General features: G+C 62.9%; 19 protein-coding genes. 10 read left to right on the top strand and 9 right to left on the bottom strand.

From position 1 onward, the window contains the following. A partial coding sequence (locus tag F757_RS0125505; RefSeq protein ID WP_156923729.1) for a helix-turn-helix domain-containing protein occupies positions 1–325 on the bottom strand: 325 nt, incomplete at its 3' end. Between the two features lie 219 nt (positions 326–544). On the opposite strand from F757_RS0125505, the gene hslV reads away from it, so the two are divergent. Further along, the gene (hslV, locus tag F757_RS0125500; RefSeq protein ID WP_027213849.1) at positions 545–1,081 is read left to right on the top strand and encodes an ATP-dependent protease subunit HslV; all 537 of its coding nucleotides are present in this window, start codon (positions 545–547) and stop codon (positions 1,079–1,081) included. Between the two features lie 9 nt (positions 1,082–1,090). Then, a complete protein-coding gene (hslU, locus tag F757_RS0125495; protein WP_027213848.1) occupies positions 1,091–2,437 on the top strand; it encodes an ATP-dependent protease ATPase subunit HslU in 1,347 nt (448 codons plus the stop codon). A gap of 165 nt (positions 2,438–2,602) precedes the next feature. On the opposite strand, the gene F757_RS0125490 is transcribed toward hslU, so the two are convergent. Continuing rightward, the gene (locus F757_RS0125490) at positions 2,603–3,145 is read right to left on the bottom strand and encodes a response regulator transcription factor (RefSeq protein ID WP_006050519.1); all 543 of its coding nucleotides are present in this window, start codon (positions 3,143–3,145) and stop codon (positions 2,603–2,605) included. Then, positions 3,142–4,452 (bottom strand): ATP-binding protein, encoded by a 1,311-nt coding sequence (locus F757_RS0125485; RefSeq protein ID WP_027213847.1) that lies wholly within the window; start codon positions 4,450–4,452, stop codon positions 3,142–3,144. The genes F757_RS0125490 and F757_RS0125485 overlap by 4 nt, the downstream gene beginning before the upstream one ends. A gap of 106 nt (positions 4,453–4,558) precedes the next feature. Here F757_RS0125485 and F757_RS0125480 point away from each other — a divergent pair, with 106 nt between their 5' ends. Further along, entirely contained in the window at positions 4,559–6,187 is a 1,629-nt protein-coding gene (locus F757_RS0125480; RefSeq protein WP_027213846.1) for a tetratricopeptide repeat protein, read from the top strand. A 38-nt stretch (positions 6,188–6,225) separates the two neighbouring features. Here F757_RS0125480 and F757_RS34110 read toward each other — a convergent pair whose 3' ends face one another. Further along, complete coding sequence (locus tag F757_RS34110) at positions 6,226–6,450, bottom strand: cysteine-rich CWC family protein (RefSeq protein WP_035467462.1); 225 nt, start codon at positions 6,448–6,450, stop codon at positions 6,226–6,228. A 265-nt stretch (positions 6,451–6,715) separates the two neighbouring features. Between F757_RS34110 and argB the strand changes: the two genes are divergently transcribed. From argB to F757_RS35435, 7 genes are all read left to right on the top strand, one after another. Further along, the gene (gene argB, locus F757_RS0125465; protein ID WP_013337747.1) at positions 6,716–7,615 is read left to right on the top strand and encodes an acetylglutamate kinase; all 900 of its coding nucleotides are present in this window, start codon (positions 6,716–6,718) and stop codon (positions 7,613–7,615) included. Between the two features lie 188 nt (positions 7,616–7,803). Beyond that, a complete protein-coding gene (locus tag F757_RS0125460) occupies positions 7,804–8,607 on the top strand; it encodes a pyrimidine 5'-nucleotidase (protein WP_027213844.1) in 804 nt (267 codons plus the stop codon). Next, positions 8,574–9,260, top strand: a complete 687-nt coding sequence (gene slmA / locus F757_RS0125455) for a nucleoid occlusion factor SlmA (protein WP_027213843.1) — start codon at positions 8,574–8,576, stop codon at positions 9,258–9,260. Before F757_RS0125460 ends, slmA begins: the two co-directional genes overlap by 34 nt. 311 nt (positions 9,261–9,571) lie before the next feature. Next, entirely contained in the window at positions 9,572–10,717 is a 1,146-nt protein-coding gene (gene metX / locus F757_RS0125450) for a homoserine O-succinyltransferase MetX (RefSeq protein ID WP_027213842.1), read from the top strand. Beyond that, positions 10,714–11,322, top strand: a complete 609-nt coding sequence (gene metW, locus F757_RS0125445; RefSeq protein WP_013337743.1) for a methionine biosynthesis protein MetW — start codon at positions 10,714–10,716, stop codon at positions 11,320–11,322. Before metX ends, metW begins: the two co-directional genes overlap by 4 nt. A gap of 14 nt (positions 11,323–11,336) precedes the next feature. Beyond that, positions 11,337–12,737, top strand: a complete 1,401-nt coding sequence (locus F757_RS0125440; RefSeq protein ID WP_027213841.1) for an AmpG family muropeptide MFS transporter — start codon at positions 11,337–11,339, stop codon at positions 12,735–12,737. Next, positions 12,734–14,005, top strand: coding sequence for a M48 family metallopeptidase (locus F757_RS35435; protein WP_084531032.1), 1,272 nt, complete (start codon positions 12,734–12,736; stop codon positions 14,003–14,005). Before F757_RS0125440 ends, F757_RS35435 begins: the two co-directional genes overlap by 4 nt. Before the next feature lie 117 nt (positions 14,006–14,122). Here F757_RS35435 and F757_RS0125430 read toward each other — a convergent pair whose 3' ends face one another. The 5 genes from F757_RS0125430 to gatC form a co-directional block, all read right to left on the bottom strand. Beyond that, positions 14,123–14,902, bottom strand: a complete 780-nt coding sequence (locus tag F757_RS0125430; protein ID WP_027213839.1) for an exodeoxyribonuclease III — start codon at positions 14,900–14,902, stop codon at positions 14,123–14,125. 96 nt (positions 14,903–14,998) lie between these two features. Continuing rightward, a complete protein-coding gene (locus tag F757_RS0125425; protein WP_027213838.1) occupies positions 14,999–15,832 on the bottom strand; it encodes a PPK2 family polyphosphate kinase in 834 nt (277 codons plus the stop codon). A 195-nt stretch (positions 15,833–16,027) separates the two neighbouring features. After that, on the bottom strand, positions 16,028–17,503 hold the full coding sequence (gene gatB / locus F757_RS0125420; protein ID WP_027213837.1) for an Asp-tRNA(Asn)/Glu-tRNA(Gln) amidotransferase subunit GatB: 1,476 nt from the start codon (positions 17,501–17,503) through the stop codon (positions 16,028–16,030). Between the two features lie 5 nt (positions 17,504–17,508). Continuing rightward, positions 17,509–18,996, bottom strand: coding sequence for an Asp-tRNA(Asn)/Glu-tRNA(Gln) amidotransferase subunit GatA (gatA, locus tag F757_RS0125415; RefSeq protein WP_027213836.1), 1,488 nt, complete (start codon positions 18,994–18,996; stop codon positions 17,509–17,511). A 176-nt stretch (positions 18,997–19,172) separates the two neighbouring features. Then, the gene (gatC, locus tag F757_RS0125410) at positions 19,173–19,472 is read right to left on the bottom strand and encodes an Asp-tRNA(Asn)/Glu-tRNA(Gln) amidotransferase subunit GatC (protein WP_006050533.1); all 300 of its coding nucleotides are present in this window, start codon (positions 19,470–19,472) and stop codon (positions 19,173–19,175) included. Positions 19,473–19,652 lie beyond the last annotated feature (180 nt).

The following is a 19,652-nucleotide window of genomic DNA, read 5'->3' as shown; positions in this document are numbered from 1 at the left end:
GTTCCCACTTCGCAATGGCGCCTTGAGCGCGAATGTCGAACACTGCAGCGGCCTGCTGGCACGACAGATTCTCCCGCCACATGTGGCTCAGAACGGACATTCTGAACTGCGCATCATAGTGGCTGTACTTCTTGCGCAAACCTTCACGGCCATGTTGCTCATAAACCGCTATCCAGCGGCGTAACACCGTACAGCCTACGCCATGACGCTGCGCGATCGTCCGCACACCACCAGCTCCGGCTTGATATTCCTTAACCAACTTCAGCTTGAACTGCTCACCGTACTTCGCCATGAAAAACACCCCAAAGGTTGGATCGGTGTCCAACTTTTGGGGTGCAGTTCAATCCGTGCGCCTTTTTTCTTTTGTCCTATGCCGTTTGCCGGCTCTTGATATGCCCGCGCGCGCCCTAAAATAATTCCGACATGCGCTGCACGAGCGCGCGAGCCGGGTCACTTCTCACGTCGCGCGCCGTCCGCTTCCAGGCATTCATGCGGTGGCGCATCGCGCTGCCGCGTCCTACCCGCTTTGCAAAGAGGAACGCATATGGAGCAATTTCACGGCACGACGATCGTCTCCGTGCGCCGCGGCGACAAGGTCGCGCTCGGCGGCGACGGTCAGGTGACGCTCGGCAACATCGTCATGAAAGGCGGTGCCAAGAAGGTCAGGCGCATCTATAACGGCAAGGTCCTGGTCGGCTTCGCGGGCGGCACGGCCGACGCGTTTTCGCTGCTCGACCGCTTCGAGGCGAAACTGGAAAAGCATCAGGGCAACCTCACCCGGGCCGCCGTGGAACTCGCGAAAGACTGGCGCACGGACCGCATGCTGCGCCGGCTCGAAGCCATGCTGATCACGGCCGACGCGACCACCACGCTCGTCATCACCGGTAACGGCGACGTGCTCGACCCCGAAGGCGGCATTTGCGCAATCGGTTCGGGCGGCGCTTACGCGCAGGCAGCCGCCAAGGCCCTCGCGGACAACACCGCGTTGTCGCCGCGCGAAATCGTGGAGAAGTCGCTGGAGATTGCCGGCGACATGTGCATCTACACAAACCATAACCGCGTCATCGAGACGATCGAGTAAGGACCCACGATGAGCACCATGACCCCTGCCGAGATTGTCTCGGAACTCGACAAACACATCATCGGCCAAGGCCGCGCGAAAAAGGCGGTTGCCGTGGCGCTGCGCAACCGCTGGCGCCGTCAGCAGGTGGACGAGCCGCTGCGCCAGGAAATCACGCCGAAGAACATTCTGATGATCGGACCGACCGGCGTCGGCAAAACGGAAATTGCGCGGCGCCTTGCCAAGCTCGCGGACGCGCCGTTCATCAAGATCGAGGCCACCAAGTTCACCGAAGTGGGCTACGTGGGCCGCGACGTGGACAGCATCGTGCGCGATCTGATCGAGATTTCGGTCAAGCAGACGCGCGAGTCGGAAATGCGCAAAGTGCGAACCAAAGCCGAAGACCAGGCCGAAGACCGCATTCTCGACATCCTGCTGCCGAGCGCGCGTCCGGTCGGTTTCGGCTCCAGCTCGAGTGCCGTGGACACCGCCGACGAAGGCAGCACCACCCGCCAGACTTTCCGCAAGCGTCTGCGCGAAGGCCTGCTGGACGACAAGGAAATCGAGCTCGACGTCGAACAGCCGCAAGTCGGCATGGACATCATGGGGCCGCCCGGCATGGAAGACATGACCGAGCAGATCCGCTCGATGTTCGCCAATATCGGCGGCGGCAAGAAAACGCGGCGCAAGATGAAGGTGAAGGAAGCGCTCAAGGTTCTCACCGACGAAGAAGCGGGCAAGATGCTCAACGACGAAGAGGTGAAAACGAAAGCCGTGCAAAACGTCGAGCAGAACGGCATTGTGTTCCTCGACGAAATCGACAAGATTGCGTCGCGCAGCGAAGCCGGCGGCGGCGAGGTGTCGCGCCAAGGCGTGCAGCGCGATTTGCTGCCGCTCGTGGAAGGCACCACGATCAACACCAAGTACGGCATGGTGAAGACGGATCACATCCTGTTCATCGCGAGCGGCGCGTTTCATCTTGCCAAGCCGAGCGATCTGATTCCCGAGCTGCAAGGGCGCTTCCCGATTCGGGTCGAACTCGACTCGCTGTCGGTGAACGACTTCGAGTCGATTCTGGTGTCGACGGACGCGAGCCTCGTCAAGCAATACCAGGCATTGCTCGCAACGGAAGACGTGCATCTCGAATTCGCCGACGACGGCATTCGCCGCCTTGCAGAAATCGCTTATGCGGTGAACGAAAAGACTGAGAACATCGGTGCGCGCCGTCTGTACACGGTCATCGAAAAGCTGCTCGAGGAAGTATCGTTCTCTGCCGGCAATCATTCGGGCAACACGGTGAAGATCGACGCGGCGTATGTTGACCGTGCGCTAAACGAAGTAGCAGAAGACGAAGATCTGTCGCGCTACGTGCTGTGATGTGAAGCAATAGCGCCGAAGCAGAAACGGGCTGCCTGTAGAAGGGAGCCCGTTTTTGTTTGGCGTCGGTGCTTTTGTGAACGCCTGCGCCAGGCGTTTGCGCTTGCGTTTGCGTTTGAGACAGCCGCAATCAAATGCAAGCTCAAGCGCCAGCCAACGCGCCGCCTACTGCTTAACCGGCCGCTTCGCCAGTTTCCGCTGCAAGGTCCGGCGATGCATATTCAACGCGCGCGCCGTGGCCGAAATGTTGCCGCCATGCTCGGCGAGCACACGTTGAATATGCTCCCACTCGAGGCGCGCAACGGAGAGCGGAGTAGGATGCTCGATCGCCTCTTCGGCTTGCAGCGCGCTCGCCTCGCTTTGCAGCGCAGACAAAATTGTTTCGACGTTGGCAGGCTTCGCCAGGTAGTTGTCCGCGCCGTCTTTCACCGCCTGCACCGCGGTTGCAATGCTGGCATAGCCGGTCAGCACGAGCATGCGCGCGTCGGGCTGCAGGTCGCGCAATGGTGCAACCAGCGTGAGGCCCGAATCGTTGCCAAGATGCAGATCCACCGTGATCTGACTGAATTTCTGCTGGTTCGCGAGCCTGATCGCCTCGTCCGCATTGTGGGCTTCGCTCACCGTATAACCGCGCCGTGTCAAACCGCGGGCGAGGATGCCGGAGAACACCTCGTCGTCGTCGATCACCAGAAAATTCATTTCGCTCATGCCTGTTTCTCCGTGTTGGATGGCGCGGCGCCTTGACGGCCCGGGCCTGAAATTTTGCGCTCGGTGAGCGGCAGCCGCAAAACCGCGCGCGTGCCGCGCGGCTTGGCCGCATTCACGTCCGTCAATTCGATCGATCCTTTCAAACGCGCCGCCGCCGAAAAGGCCAGATACAGGCCGACACCATGCCCGCCCTGCGTGCTTTCCACCGGCATGGTCCCGAGCGAGCCGCGCAGTGCGGCCGGAATGCCGGGGCCGGCGTCACAGACTTCGAATTCGATCTGATCGCCGCGCGCGGTCAACCTGCACGACAGCGTAACGTGATCGCGGCTCGCACGCGCCGCATTGTCGAGCAGAATTGTCAGGATCTGGCTGACGGCCACCGTGTCGTCAAGACTGACCTCCGCGGGCGGCGCGCTGAGCCGCTCGAACTTCACATGCGGATGGCGCAGGCGCCACTGGTCTGCAAACGATTCGAGCCACTCGTCCACCGGCTGACGATTGGTGGCGGTGGTTGCGCGGCTGCGCAACCTCGCGAGTGCCGACGTGCACAGGGACATCTGTTGCTCAAGCAGTTCCAGGTCGGCGCTGTAGGGCGCGAGCCCTTTGTCTGTACGTGCCGCGTCGCGCAGTTCTTCGGACAGCATCGCAATTGTAGACAGAGGCGTGCCGATTTCGTGCGCGACGGTAGCCGCCTGGACCCCGAGCGCAACCGCGCGTTCGTCGTGAAGCAAGCGCTGCTGCGCTTCTCCGAGCGCTGCGTCACGTAGCCGCAGTGCTCTGGACATGCGCGCGACGAACCACGCGATCAGCCCCACGCTCACCATGAAGTTGACCCACATGCCGGCGCGGAAGTAGTCGAACAGATTCGCGGGATTGTCTAGATTCAAGGGCACCGAATCGAAACCGAGCACCGCGTAGCAGGCCACGGCGAAGGCGGCGAGCCAGGCCATGAGATGCCACGGCAGCACGGCAGCCGCAATTGCAAGCGAAGGCAGATACAGCGAAACAAACGGATTGGTGGTGCCGCCGGAGAGAAACAGCAAGGCGGATAACGCGCCGAGATCGACCCAGATCTGACCGAACAGCTCTATGTTCGACTCGGGCCGCTGCTGTGCGACGCGCCACCAGGTGAGCGCGTTGAAAATCACTTCGAGCGCAATGACGAGCAGCATGGCCGGCAACGGCAAATGCACGCCGATAAAAATCTGCACGACTGCGATGGTCAGCAACTGCCCGATAATCGCGAGACTGCGCAGCCAGAACAGATGGCCGAGATTCACGCGGCCGGTGTTGGTTATACGATGCATGACTTCAGTTTACCCGTTCGGACGCTTCCTAATGCTGCGGCAGCAGTGCGGCGCTACCATAGTCGCTTTGTCAGCGCGCGGGCCGGTCGTTCGGCCGCAATCAACCATGGTCCACTCTGACGTCTCGTCAGCTTTCCTTAATTTTATGCGGCAAGCCGCCGCAGCTCGCCGCAGCGGCGCGCATGAACTCGAAGCGCAAGCGCTTCACGCGGCCGCGCAACTCCATTCGCTCGACGACGCCGCTCTCGCCTCGCTCACGCACGAGTTGATCCAACAGCAACGCCATGGCGACGCAGTCGACCTGGCCGCCATTATTGCGCAACTCGACGAGCGCAACGCCTACGCGCATTTCCGTCTCGGCTACGCATTGCAAATGGCGAGCCGCCACGGCGAAGCCATTGCTCCGTACCAACGCGCACTCGCCTTGGACCCGACGTTGCCTTCTCTGCGCTGCAATCTCGCCGGTGCCCTTGCCTTCACCGGTCTTGATCTGGATCAACAAATCGCGCTGCTGGAAGAGGCGGTCAAGCACGATGCGGCCGACGGCAACGCGTGGATCAATCTGACGGACGCCTATCGCAAGAGGATGGATTTGCCGCGCGCGCTCGAAGCCGGCGAGCGCGCCGTGCATTGCGCTCCCCTCAGCCCGCTTGCGCACAACAACTATGCGCTGACGCTGCGCGAAGCGCAACGCTGGGACACGGCGGCTCAAGCCGCACAAACCGCATGCGCGCTCGCCCCCACTGACTCGGCCATGCGCTCCAATCTCGCGATGCTGCAACTGATGCGCGGCGACTACGCAAACGGCTGGCTCTCGCACGAAGCGCGCTGGAGCGGCTCAGCGGAGTTGCGCGGCATTCGTCCTGCCCTGCCAGCCCCCACGTGGCGCGGCGAGCCGCTTGCCGGCAAGACCTTGCTCGTGTGGGGCGAGCAAGGCATGGGCGACGTGCTGCAGTTCAGCCGCAACATTCCGCTCGTTGCCGAGCGCGTGCATGGCGAAGGCGGCCGCCTCGCCTGGAACTCGTTCCCGCAAATGGGCGAGCTGCTCGTGCGCAGCCTGGGCGACCATGTCGATCATTACTCGGCAGGCGGCGGCGTCGAGACGCTGCCGCCGTTCGACTTCGAGATTCCATTGCTGAGTCTGCCGCTCATCTTCGGCACCCGGGAGTCGACCATTCCGGCAGTAACACCGTATCTTCACGCAGACGCTGCCGCTGTCGAGCGCTGGCGGGACCGGTTTGCCGGCGAGCCGAGGCTCAAGGTCGGGCTGACATGGACCGGCAGTCACACGCACCAACGCAATCCGTTTCGCCGTGTCGGGTGGGAGCGCTATGCGAAGTACTTCGCGGGCATGCGCAACGTCGCATTTTATTCGCTGCAACCGGGCGCGGGCGATGAGGTGAACGCCGCGCGGGCCGCCGGTCTGACTATCAACGACTACACAGCCGAATTCGTCACGTTCGACGACACGGCCGCATGTGTCAGCGCGCTCGATCTCGTCATTACCGTTTGTACTTCGACCGCGCATCTGAGCGGCGCGCTCGGACAGCGCACGTGGGTATTGCTCGACGTCAACCCGCACTGGGTGTGGCTGGCCGAGCGGCGCGACAGTCCGTGGTATCCATCCGCGACGCTGTACCGTCAGCCGGCGTTCGCCGAATGGGAGCCGGCACTCGCTGCGCTCGCCCGCGATCTGGCCGCACTTGCGACCCGGCATGTTGCCGCGCCACGCTAGCGCGGCCAGACGGACTTCACCGCGCGAAAAAAACGCGCTTACGGCGATTCGGCTCCTGGATCAGGCTGAGCCACCCGCGCAATTTCCGCTGCGAGGCATTCGGGGCAAAGGCAACGGCCGGAGGGGTCGAGCCGCTCGCGCGGCAGCGGCGGCATTTCGCGGCACCAGCAGTCGAACGGCTCGGCATGCATCGCGCAGTCGAACGCATTGCCGCAGCGCGGGCAACGCGCGCTGCCTGATGGGCGTGAGGCGGACGGTTTCATGACAGGCAGACGTTCCCGCGTGAGCATCGACGAGGAAATGATGCCACGGCTCGCGTCCTACCGTGAGTCGTCCATTCGGCCAGTTCACAGGCAAGCCGATTGCGCGCTACGCTTGGCGGTCGGATGGCGCTGCAAACCCCGGTTGCGCAGGGCGGAAACGGCGGCCTTGCGCGCCGCCGCCGCGCGTGTCGAAAACCCTGCTGCAGTGCGCCAGTCCTGTACAATTCGCCCTTGTTTCAACTGTTCCGTGCCCGAGCCTGCCGCCATGTCCGAGCTTCCCGACCTTTCGCAGATTGCGCCCACCCTGAAGGCTGAAATTCTGGCCGAGGCGCTGCCTTACATTCGCCAGTACCACGGTAAGACCGTGGTCATCAAATACGGCGGCAACGCCATGACGGAAGAGCGGCTCAAGCAAGGCTTTGCGCGCGACGTAATTCTTCTCAAGCTGGTCGGCATCAATCCGGTCATCGTGCACGGCGGCGGTCCGCAAATCGACCAGGCGCTCAAGAAGGTCGGCAAGCAGGGCACCTTCATTCAAGGCATGCGCGTCACGGACGAAGAGACGATGGAAGTCGTCGAATGGGTGCTGGGCGGCGAAGTGCAGCAGGACATCGTCACGCTGATCAATCACTTCGGCGGTCACGCCGTGGGTCTGACCGGCAAGGACGGCGGGCTGATTCACGCGCGCAAGATGCTGATGCCCGACCGCGACAATCCCGGCCAATACGTTGACATCGGCCAGGTGGGCGAAGTCGAGGCAATCAATCCGGCCGTGGTGAAGGCGCTGCAGGACGACGCGTTCATTCCGGTCATCTCGCCGATCGGTTTCGGCGAAGACGGGCTGTCGTACAACATCAACGCCGACCTCGTCGCGGGCAAGCTGGCGGTCGTACTGAACGCCGAAAAGCTCGTGATGATGACGAACATTCCCGGCGTGATGGACAAGGAAGGCAATCTGCTCACCGACCTGTCCGCGCGCGAAATCGACGGGCTGTTCGCCGACGGCACCATTTCGGGCGGCATGCTGCCCAAGATCTCGTCGGCACTGGACGCGGCAAAGAGCGGCGTGCGCTCAGTGCATATCATCGACGGGCGTATCGAACACTCGGTGCTGCTGGAAATTCTCACCGAACAGCCGTTCGGCACAATGATCCGCTCGCATTGATTTCTCTGTCATATCCGGCACGGGGGGCGCGCCGCTGCAACCCCGCCTCGTGTGCCGGCCACGCCGGCTGGGCGGCGTCTGCGCGGTGCGCAGTCACGGGTGCATTACGCGCCAGTCGCAGCCGGTCACGATCATGTCTGCGTCGCGCGCTCGTCGCGGCGCCCGGCGCCTGAAGCGCTCTCTTTGCCATGCGAACTCCGACTTTCCGGCGCCGTCGTCCGCAGATCGCAGGTGGCCGCCCGGTCTGGCTGTTCGATCTGGATAACACGCTGCACCACGCGTCGCACGCCATCTTTCCCGCGATCAATCAGGCGATGACGCAGTACATTGTCGACGCGCTGCAAGTCGAGCTCGCCGAAGCAAACCGTCTGCGCACCGGCTACACACAACGCTATGGCGCGGCGCTGTTGGGCCTCACGCGCCACCATCCGCTCGACGCCAACGACTTCCTGAAAGTCGTGCACACGTTTCCCGATCTCGGCTCGATGATCCGCCACGAGCGCGGCGTCGCGCGTCTTGTCGCGGCGCTGCCGGGCCGCAAGATCGTGCTGACTAATGCGCCTGAAGCGTATGCGCGGGCGGTGCTCGCGCAATTGCGCATAGAGCGTCTGTTCGAGCAGGTGATTGCCATCGAGCATATGCGCGACCGGCGCCAATGGCGCGCCAAACCCGACCACGCGATGCTGCGTAAGGCCATGCGCGACGCACATGTATCGCTGAAAGACGTGGTGCTGGTCGAAGACACGCGCACGCACCTGAAGAACTACCGCCGGCTCGGCATCCGCACTGTGTGGATTACCGGTCATTTGCCGCGCAAGCCGCATGCGGACGGCGTGCCTACGCGGCTGCCGGGCACCGGCCGGCCGCATTATGTCGACCGCAGCATTCGTTCGCTAAAATCGTTACGACTGAGCACCCGCTCGGTTCGATTGAAGCGCCAGCAGACGGGACGACAGCCATGCAGCCGACCGACAAGCCTCACGAAGCCCTAGCCGCAGATGTCCCCGCTCACGACCCCGCGCTGACATCACCGCCGCGTCCGCAGCGCCCGAAGCCGGGCGAGCGCCGCGTGCATATCCTGCAAACGCTTGCCGCAATGCTCGAAGCGCCGAAAAGCGAAAAGATCACCACCGCGGCGCTGGCCGCCCGGCTCGGCGTGTCGGAAGCCGCGCTCTACCGTCACTTTGCGAGCAAGGCGCAAATGTTCGAAGGACTAATCGAGTTCATCGAGCAGACCATCTTCGGCCTGATCAATCAGATCGTCGACAAGGAAGACAATGGAGTGCTGCAAGCACGCGCCATCGCACTGATGCTGCTGAATTTCTCCGCGAAAAATCCCGGCATGACGCGCGTGCTCACCTGCGAGGCGCTCGTTGGCGAACATGAGCGGCTGACCGTGCGCGTCAACCAGATGCTCGAGCGTGTCGAAGCTTCTTTGAAGCAGTGTCTGCGCCTCGCCACGCTCAACGCCGACGCCTGTGCACAAGACGCGCCGGCACCGGTTCCGGCGGGCTACGACCCCGCCGTGCGGGCGAGCCTGCTGCTGAGCTATGTGATTGGGCGCTGGCATCGCTTCGTGCGCAGCGGCTTTGTGCGCCTGCCGGCCGACGAGGCCGACCAGCAATTGCGCGTGACCCTTCAGTAGCGCGCGGGCACAGCGTACCGGCAGGCAGACGTTGCCGCAGAAAATTTTCCGCTATACTTTGCGCCTGACTGCGGCCCCGCAGCTTTGCTGAAAGCACATTTCAGCCACCTGAACGCACAGGGTGCCGCACTCCAGAAAAGAAATGTCATACGCGCCGATTTGCTGACTCGATTGCGGGCGCGCGAACTCGTGGAGTAATCCCCGGTTCCCTATAAATGCGGCTAAAGAGGTCGTCAGCCGCGCACAAGTCGTTCTCCTCCGTGCTTTGCCGACGCCGTCTAGCCGCCCTGTATTGTCAAATGGCGGAATGAATGGAATCGATCGGTATCGTCGCTCCAACAAAAATGCATTTCCCCGAGCCGTTGCGTCTGCAAAACGGCAGTTCGCTCGCGGGCTACGACCTGATGGTCGAGACCTACGGCACGCTCAACGCGGCGCGCAGCAATGCAGTGCTCGTGTGTCACGCGCTCAATGCGTCGCACCATGTGGCCGGCGTGTATGCGGACAATCCGAAGGACATCGGCTGGTGGGACAACATGGTCGGTCCTGGCAAACCGCTCGATACCAACCGGTTCTTCGTGATCGGGGTCAACAACCTCGGTTCGTGCTTCGGCTCGACCGGGCCCATGAGCATCGATCCGGCGACCGGCAAGCCGTATGGCGCGACGTTCCCGGTCGTGACGGTCGAAGACTGGGTCAACGCGCAGGCGCGCGTCGCGGATCAATTCGGCATCGAGCGCTTCGCCGCTGTAATGGGCGGCAGCCTGGGCGGCATGCAGGCGCTCGCGTGGAGCATGATGTATCCGCAGCGCGTCGCGCATTGCATCGTGGTGGCATCCACGCCCAAGCTCTCGGCGCAAAACATTGCGTTCAACGAAGTGGCGCGCTCGGCGATTCTGTCGGACCCCGATTTTCACGGCGGCAACTACTACGCGCATGACGTGAAGCCGAAGCGCGGCTTGCGCGTCGCGCGCATGATCGGCCACATCACCTATCTGTCGGACGACGACATGGCCGAAAAATTCGGCCGCTCGCTGCGCCGCGCGGAAGGCGCGCTCGACGCCTACAACTTCAACTTCGACGTGGAATTCGAGGTGGAGTCGTATCTGCGCTATCAGGGCGACAAGTTCGCCGACTACTTCGACGCCAACACCTATCTACTCATCACGCGGGCACTGGATTACTTCGATCCGGCCAAGGCTTTCGACGGCGATCTGACAGCGGCGCTTGCGCACACCACGGCGAAATATCTGATTGCGAGTTTCACCACCGACTGGCGTTTCGCGCCAGCCCGCTCGCGTGAGCTCGTGAAAGCGCTGCTCGACCACAAGCGCACGGTCACGTACGCGGAAATCGACGCGCCGCACGGCCATGACGCCTTCCTGCTCGACGACGCGCGCTATCACAACCTGATGCGCGCCTACTACGAACGCATTGCGAACGAGGTGAACGCATGAACCAGCGAGCACTCGATTATCTGGCGCTGCGCCCGGACTTCCGCGCCATCGCTCGCTGGGTGGAGCCGCGCGCCACGGTCCTCGATCTGGGTTGCGGCGACGGCTCGCTGCTCTCGCTGCTCAGCGAGGAACTGGACGTGCAGGGCTACGGCATCGAGATCAACGACGCCGGCGTGCTGGCCGCCACGCAAAACGGCGTCAACGTGATCCAGCAGAATCTCGAAGACGGCCTGCGTCTTTTCGAGGACGGCAGTTTCGATTTCGCGATCCTCTCGCAGACGCTGCAAACCATTCATCAGACGGCGGCGATTCTTCGCGAAACGGTGCGCGTCGGCCGCGAATGCATTGTCTCGTTTCCGAACTTCGGCTACTGGGCGCACCGGCTCTCGGTGCTGCAAGGGCGCATGCCGGTATCGAAGTCGCTGCCCTATCAATGGCACAACACGCCGAACGTGCGCGTGCTGACCATCAAGGATTTCGAGGCGCTCGCGCCCGAGGTCGGCATCGAAATTCTCGACCGCGTGGTGCTGCACGATGGTCAGACCGTGAGGTGGGGCGTGAACTGGCGTGGTAGTCTTGCGGTCTATCGCGTCAAGAAAAGCTAACGCAAGCTATCCACATGTCGAACCCGCCGCACGAGGCGCCCGCACCCGCAGTTACCGCTCACGAGGAACATCCCGGCTGGCGCGCCTTTTTCAATACGCGCATGCTGATCTGCGTCTTTCTCGGCTTCACGTCGGGCTTGCCGCTGTTTACGCTCGTCTATCTGGTGCAAGCGTGGTTGCGCTCCGAAGGCGTCAATCTGAAGGAGATTGGGCTTTTTGCGCTGATCCAGTTTCCGTACACCTGGAAATTCATCTGGGCGCCGCTCATGGACCGCTACGTGCCGCGCCTGCCGGGCTGGCGACCGGGCAGGCGGCGCGGCTGGATGCTGGTCACGCAGATCCTGGTCGCAGGCGCTATCGGCGCGCTCGGGTTCGTGTCGCCGCGCGATTCGATCTGGACAGTGGCGGCTTTGACCGCACTCGTCGCGTTCTTCGGCGCAAGCCAGGATATTTCGATCGACGCATACCGGCGCGAATTGCTGCGTGACACCGAACAGGGCCTCGGCAATGCGGTGCATGTCAACGCCTACAAGATCGCGGCTCTGGTGCCCGGTTCGCTCGCACTTATTCTGTCAGATCATTTGCCGTGGACGACGGTTTTCATGGTAACCGGCGCCTTTATGCTGCCGGGCATCGTCATGACGCTTGTAGTACGCGAGCCCGAAATACACGGCACGCCGCCCAGGAATCTGCGCGAAGCCATCGTGCAGCCGTTCCGCGAATTCCTCGAGCGCGACGGCTGGCGCGGCGCGCTTTTCGTGCTCGGCTTCATTTTTCTGTACAAGCTCGGCGACACGATGGCGACGACGCTGTCCACGTCATTCTTCCTCGACATCGGCTTCTCGCGCACCCAGATCGGCGTGATCGCCAAAACAACGGCGTTCGCCGCGAGTCTCGCGGGCGGCATTGTGGGCGGCGTCTGGCTGATGAAGATCGGCATTGGCCGGGGCCTGTGGATTTTCGGCGTTCTGCAGATGGTGTCGACGCTCGGCTTTGCATGGCTCGCGCATCTCGGCCCGGCTTCGCCTGGCCTGACGGCAATCTACGACATCGCCGTGGGAATCAGTGCGGGCACTACGAAGCTGCTGTCCTGGGTGGGTATCGACTGGTCGGTGCAGCTTGAGCCGCGTTCGGTCGCGCTTGCGCTCGTCTACGGTTTCGAGACCTTCTCGACCGGGCTGACGATGGCGGCCTTCACCGCGTACATCGCCAGCACGACCGATCCGCGCTACACGGCCACGCAGTTCGCGCTTTTCACGAGCCTCGCTTCGGTGCCGCGCACGCTGGCCTCGGCGGCAAGCGGCTATGTGGTCGCGCAAATCGGCTGGTTCGACTACTTTATTGTCTGCACGGCGCTCGCCTTACCGGGCATGCTGCTTCTGTTGCGCATTGCGCCGTGGAGAGTGCGGTCGTGAAGACGTTTTTCGCAAAGCAGTCGGCATGCTGGCGCGCCGGCCCCGTCAGGGGGCGCGTCGCTGACCGCAGCGTGCTGCGCGATGCGTTCACGATTGGCTGCATGAGCTTCCTGGGCGCGGTTATCCCGTTCAACGTGCAAGCCGCTGCGGCCGCGGCCGCTAACAACGCGGCTGCGGGTGCATCTGCGAACACGGCCAATGCCGCAACGGCGGCGCCGCAAGCCACCGCGCCGGCCCCCAAGTCTGCCGCGGCTACCGCCAACGCCGAAAGCGCGGCGGCTGCGCCACCGGCCGCGAACAACGTCAACAACCCGGGCAGCGCGCCGGGAGCGGGATCGTCGACGGGATCGTCTATGCAACCTTCCGCGAGCGGGAAAACGGCAACCGCGACAAGCCCATTGCCCACTAGCGCCGCAAAGCCGCCAGCCACTGCGCCCGCGTCCGCGCCGTATAGTCCGAACAATCAGTTGCGCTACGGCGGCTACCTGGTGTTCCGCAACCTGATTCCGTCGCCGATGCTAGAGGCCCAGGCCGCCGAAGAGTTCAGCCAGATTGTGTATGGCGCGGAGCATGCGAACCGTCTTTACGACGACGCGGACGCGCACGTCACGCGCGTTCGCTCGATCGTCGACAAGATGGTGCCCTACTCGCTCAAATGGAACGAGCGCGCAAAGGGCTGGAAGTGGGATGTCGCCGTGGTGCGCTCGCCCGACATTCGCATGTACTGTCTGCCGGGCGGCAAGATCGTCGTGTATGGCGGGCTGCTTGACCGCGCGCGTCTGAACGACAATGAACTGGCCATGCTGATGGGCCACGAAATCGCCCACGCGTTGCGCGAACATGCGCGCGAGCGGCTCGGCCAATTGCAGGGGAGCCAGCTCGCTTCCTCCGGCACCATCTCGCAACTGTTCGGCCTCGCGGATCTCGGCGCGGCGCCGCTCGGCATCGGTTCACGGCTGCTCGAAATGAAGTACGAAAACACCGACGAAACCGAAGCCGACGTGATCGGCAGCGACATCGCCTCTCGCGCCGGATTCGATCCGCGCGCGGCGGTCACGCTGTGGGACAAGCTCGCGCAGGCCACGCGCAGCAATCGCGAGCAGGGTTTCATCTACGTTCACCCGTATCCGCAGTCGCGCCGCCAGGACATCATCAAGCGCCTGCCGGATATGCTGCCGCTCTATGCGAAAGCCATCGGCAAAACGGTGGATGCGCTGCCAGACTACGCGGGCATGGGCCGCCCGCGCCGCAAGCTGGCGCGTGATTAGCGCGCCTTAAGCTGCTCGAATGAGCGAGCGCGCTGCCGAACGCTCACGTTGATAGTGACGCAAAAGCCGCTCAATCTGCGTCACGCGAGTTCCAAGCAACGACGTCAGATATCGACCTCACTTCTTCAGGTCGTGGTCGTAGTCGACGGTAAGCGGCGCGTGGTCGCTGAACTTGATGTCGCGAAATACCTCGGTGCGTTTGGCCTTGCCGGCGATGCCAGGCGTTGCGATCTGATAATCGATGCGCCACCCGACGTTCTTCGCGTACGCCTGGCCGCGATTGCTCCACCAGGTGTATTGCTCGGGCCGCTGATCGAGCGTGCGGAACACGTCGACGTAACCCACTTCATCGAAAAGTTTAGTGAGCCACGCGCGCTCTTCCGGCAGGCAGCCCGAGTTTTTCTGATTGCTCTTCCAGTTCTTGATGTCGATTTCCTTGTGGACGATATTGACGTCGCCGCACACGATCACCTCGCGTTCGCGCGCGAGTTCCGCGAGATGCGGCATGAACTCGTCCATGAAACGATACTTGGCCTGCTGACGTTCCTCGCCGCTCGACCCCGACGGCACATAGACGGACACAATCGACAGCTTGCCAAAGCGCAGTTCGACATAACGCCCCTCGGGATCGAACTCCTCGCTGCCGAAGCCGATCACTACCTCGTCCGGCTCGTGGCGCGTATAGACACCGGCGCCGCTATAGCCCTTCTTCACCGCGTGCTGGAAATAGCCGGTGAAATCGTGCGGCGCCATGAATTCCGGCGTCATGTCGTCTTGCGAACATTTGATTTCCTGCACGCACAGGACGTCGGCATTCTGCTCGCCGAACCAGTCGAAAAACCCTTTCTTTGCCGCTGAGCGGATGCCGTTCAGGTTAGCGGTAATCACACGCAACATGTCGTTCCTTTGTGTCTTGCTTCGATTCGTTTCTGGATTAGTTCGGGCGCGACTTCGGGGGCGCGACTTCGGGGGCGCGACTTCGGGAGCCGAACGTCACTCGACCTTGACGCCTTTCAGCGATTCTTTGGCAGGCGGAAATTCGAGCTTCAGTTCCCGGAAAGTGCGCAGCAGCAACTCGGCGACCATCAGGTTGCGGTGCGTTTTCGAGTCCGCGGGAATCACGTACCACGGCGCGTATTCCGTTGAAGTCGCGGCGAGCGCGTCGCCATATACAGCCAGATATTTGTCCCACTGCTTGCGCGCGTCGAGATCGGACACGTCGAATTTCCAGTGCTTGGTCTGGTCGTCGATGCGCGCCTGCAGCCGCTCGCGCTGCTCTTCTTTCGAGATGTGCAGCATGCACTTGATGATCGCCGTCTCACTGTCGGCAAGCAGTTCCTCGAACTGGCGAATGTGGCGGCACCGCACGTCGAATGCACGTGCGTCGATGCTGCCCAGCACCGTCGGCACGAGCAGGTCTTCGTAGTGACTGCGGTTGAAGATGGTCAGTTCGCCAGCCGCGGGCGCTTGGGCATGCACGCGCCACAAGAAGTCGTGCGCGAGTTCGTCGGGTGTGGGCGCCTTGAACGGCGCAATGCGCAGGCCGAGCGGATCGACTTCGTGAAACACGGCGCGAATCGTGCCGTCCTTGCCGCTCGTGTCCATGCCCTGCAGCACAAGGAGCACGCGGCGTTTTCGCTGTGCATGCAGACGTTCCTGAAAGACGTCGAGTTCCGCACCGATTTCGGAGAGCCGCTCACGGTCTGAATCTTTCGATCCCGTGGAAAAAGGCTTCGCGCCCGGGTCGAAGTCGGCGAGCGAGAACTTGCTTTTCTTGCCGTCGAAGTAAGGCACGCGGAAATCGTCGAGTTCGGGTCGCTTCGCCATCCACATGCTCCGTATGTCTGCGTTCGGGTTCGCTAAAGCGGCCCGCAAATGAAACGGGCTGTTGCCTCCAACTTTCGTTTCCGGCAACAGCCCACGGTCACCAAAGCCTGAGCGCTTCGGCTGTGTCCAACCAACCGCACTTCGTCAGGCTCGAAGCAGGCTTCAGTGATGCTTCCGTCTGGCGTAAGCCAGGCTTCAGCTCAGCTTCTTCTTCAGCAGTTCGTTCACTTGTGCCGGATTCGCCTTGCCCTTGGTCGCCTTCATCGCCTGGCCGATGAGCGCGTTGAACGCCTTTTCCTTGCCTGCGCGGAATTCCTCGACCGACTTCTGGTTCGCAGCGAGCACCTCGTCGATGATTGCCTCCAGCGCGCCCGTGTCGGAAATCTGCTTCAAGCCCTTCGCCTCGATGATGCGGTCGGCCGCGGCCTCGTCGTTCGCCTTCTCTTCCCAGATCGCGAGGAAAATTTCCTTGGCGATCTTGTTGGAGATGGTCCCGTCGGCAATGCGTTGCAACAGCAGTGCCAACTGCGCGGACGACACCGGACACTCAGCAATTTCGAGGCCTTCGCGATTCAGTTGCGACGACACCTCGCCCATCACCCAGTTTGCCGCGACCTTGGCGCTGGCCGCACCGAGTTTTCCGACTACCGCTTCGAAATAAGCGGCAGTCGCCTTGCTCGATGTGAGCACGTTCGCGTCGTACGGCGTCAAACCATATTGCGACACAAAACGCTGCTCGATCGCTTCCGGCAGTTCCGGCATGTCGCGCTTCACGCGCTCGACCCATGCCGCGTCGATGACGAGCGGCATCAGGTCGGGATCGGGGAAATAGCGGTAGTCGTGCGCGTCTTCCTTGCTGCGCATGGAGCGCGTCTCGCGCCGGTCCGGGTCGTACAGACGCGTTTCCTGCACCACCGTGCCGCCGTCTTCGATCAGTTCGATCTGACGGCGCACCTCGTACTGGATCGCTTCTTCGAGGAAGCGGAACGAGTTCAGGTTCTTGATTTCCGCGCGCGTGCCGAACTCGGCCTGGCCGACTGGCCGCACCGACACGTTGGCGTCGCAGCGGAACGAGCCTTCCTGCATGTTGCCGTCGCAAATACCGAGCCACGTGACAAGCGTGTGCAGCGTCTTTGCGTAAGCCACCGCTTCCGCCGCGCTGCGCATTTCGGGCTCGGTGACGATTTCGAGCAGCGGCGTGCCCGCGCGGTTCAGGTCGATGCCGGTCATGCCCGCGAAGTCTTCGTGCAGCGACTTGCCCGCGTCTTCCTCGAGGTGGGCGCGCGTCAGATTGACGACCTTCGAGTACGCCGGAGTGCCGGCCTTCTCGTTGCCAGGCACCTGGATCGTCACCTGGCCGCCTTGCACGACGGGAATCTCGTACTGGCTGATCTGATAGCCCTTCGGCAGATCGGGGTAGAAGTAGTTCTTGCGCGCGAAGATGCTGCGCGGCGCGACCGTTGCGCCAATGGCGAGACCGAACTGGATCGCGCGCTCCACTGCGCCGCGGTTCATGACCGGCAACGTGCCCGGCAAGGCCAGATCGACGGGGCACGCCTGCGTGTTGGGCGCGGCGCCGAACTGCGTGGGCGCGCCCGAGAAGATTTTGGATTGCGTGGACAACTGCGCGTGGGTCTCCAGACCGATCACGACTTCCCATTGCTTGGTCATGGTGCTCACACTCCTGCCGGTGCCTTGCGGTGCCAGTCGGTCGCGCGCTGGAACGCGTCGGCCACCTGCAGCATCCGGGCTTCATTGAAATAATTGCCGATGATCTGCAACCCCACCGGGCGCTGGGCGTTCGCGCCCGCGCCGAAGCCGCACGGCACGCTCATGCCCGGCAGGCCGGCAAGGCTAACCGACAGCGTGTAGACGTCGGCGAGATACATCTGCACCGGATCGTCGCCCTTCGCGCCCAGATCCCATGCCACAGAAGGCGCGACCGGTCCCATGATCACGTCGCATTGTGTGAACGCCTGCTGGAAATCTTGCGCGATGATGCGGCGAATTTTCTGCGCCTGCAGGTAATACGCGTCGTAGTAGCCGTGCGACAGCACGTAGGCGCCGACCATGATGCGGCGCTTCACCTCGGGCCCGAAGCCCTCCGCGCGCGACTTCTTGTACATGTCGAGCAGATCGCGGTACTCCGCGGCACGATGGCCGAAGCGCACGCCGTCAAAGCGCGACAGATTCGACGACGCCTCAGCGGGCGCGATCACGTAGTACACCGGAATGGACAGCTCGGTTTTCGGCAGCGACACTTCGACGAGCGTGGCGCCAAGCGCCTCGTATTGTTTCAGCGCGGCGTCGATGGCCGCGCGCACGTCGTCTGCAAGACCGGCGCCGAAATACTCCTTCGGCAAGCCGATGCGCAGACCGGCGAGCGGCTTGCCTGCGTCACCTTGCTTCCACGGCTCGCCGAGGTAGCGCGTGTAGTCTTCGTCGTCGCGCACGAGGCTGGTGGAATCGCGACTGTCGAACCCGGCCATGGCATTGAGCAGCGTTGCGCAGTCAGCGGCGCTTTGCGCCATCGGGCCACCCTGGTCGAGCGACGAGGCGAACGCAATCATGCCGTAGCGCGACACGCGGCCGTAAGTCGGCTTGATGCCGGTGATGCCCGAGAACGACGCCGGCTGACGGATCGAGCCGCCGGTATCCGTACCGGTTGCCGCAGGGACAAGGCGAGCGGCGACGGCCGCAGCGGAGCCGCCCGACGAGCCGCCGGGCACCGCCTGACGATCCCACGGGTTTTTCACGGGACCAAAATACGAATTTTCGTTGGACGAGCCCATCGCGAACTCGTCCATGTTGGTCTTGCCGACACACACCATGCCGGCCGTCTGCAGACGCTCGACCACGGTGGCGTCGAACGGGCTTTCGTAGTTCGACAGCATTTTCGAGCCGGCGGTGGAGCGCCAACCCTTCGTGACGAACACGTCCTTGTGCGCGATCGGCACGCCCGCCAGCGGACCACCGTGGCCTGAGTGCAGCAGCGCGTCCGCGGCTTTGGCCTGCGCGAGCGTCAGTTCGGGGTCCACCTGAATGAACGCATTCAGGCCCGCAGCCGCGTTGATGCGCTTCAGATAGAGCTGCGCCAGCTCGACTGCGGAGCATTCCCTGGCCGCCAACGCGGCGCGCAGTTCGGTCAAACTTTTTTCATGCATTGCGTGTTGTCCTGGATAGCGCGGCAGCGCATGGGCGCTGCCGTGGAGGCGTTCGATTGCCCGCCGGCGAACCGGGCCGAAGTAGCGGCGAAAGAACCTGCTTGCGCCGGCTCCGGGCGGCGTGCCGTTCGCGCAGCCTGCGGCTTGCCGGCTGCGCGCGGCCCGCCGTGCGCGTGCTACTCGATCACCTTCGGCACGAGATACAAACCGTCCTGCACGGCCGGCGCGGGACGCTGAAAAGCTTCGCGTTCGATGGTTTCGGTCACCGCGTCGTCGCGCAGGCGCAGCGCGACATCTTCGATCTGCTCGATCGGATGGGCAAGCGGTGCGATGCCCGTGGTGTCGACCGCCTGCATCTGCTCGACGAGGCCAAAAAACTCGTTGAGCTGGACAAGCGTGTGTTCGGCGTCGGCGTCGGCCAGTTCGAGCCGCGCGAGATGCGCGATGCGCTTAACATCGGTCAGGGTCAAAGCCATGCAGTCACCGGAAAAAGTGGCGGACTGCCGCAGCAGGAAAAGAGCGCTGCGACAGCGGGTTACGACGCTGGAGGAAGACCTCGAAAAAGGGGCCAGCGGCGGCAAAAAGTGCCGTCCGTTTCCTTCAAAACATCCAAAATTATAAGGTATCATTACGCGTTCGACCCAAACCCGGACCGA

The sequence above is a fragment of the Burkholderia sp. WSM2232 genome (assembly GCF_000472545.1).
Classification (GTDB): Bacteria; Pseudomonadota; Gammaproteobacteria; order Burkholderiales; family Burkholderiaceae; genus Paraburkholderia.
Note: the sequence above shows the minus strand (reverse complement) of the source record. Positions and strands in the feature narration are given on the sequence as shown.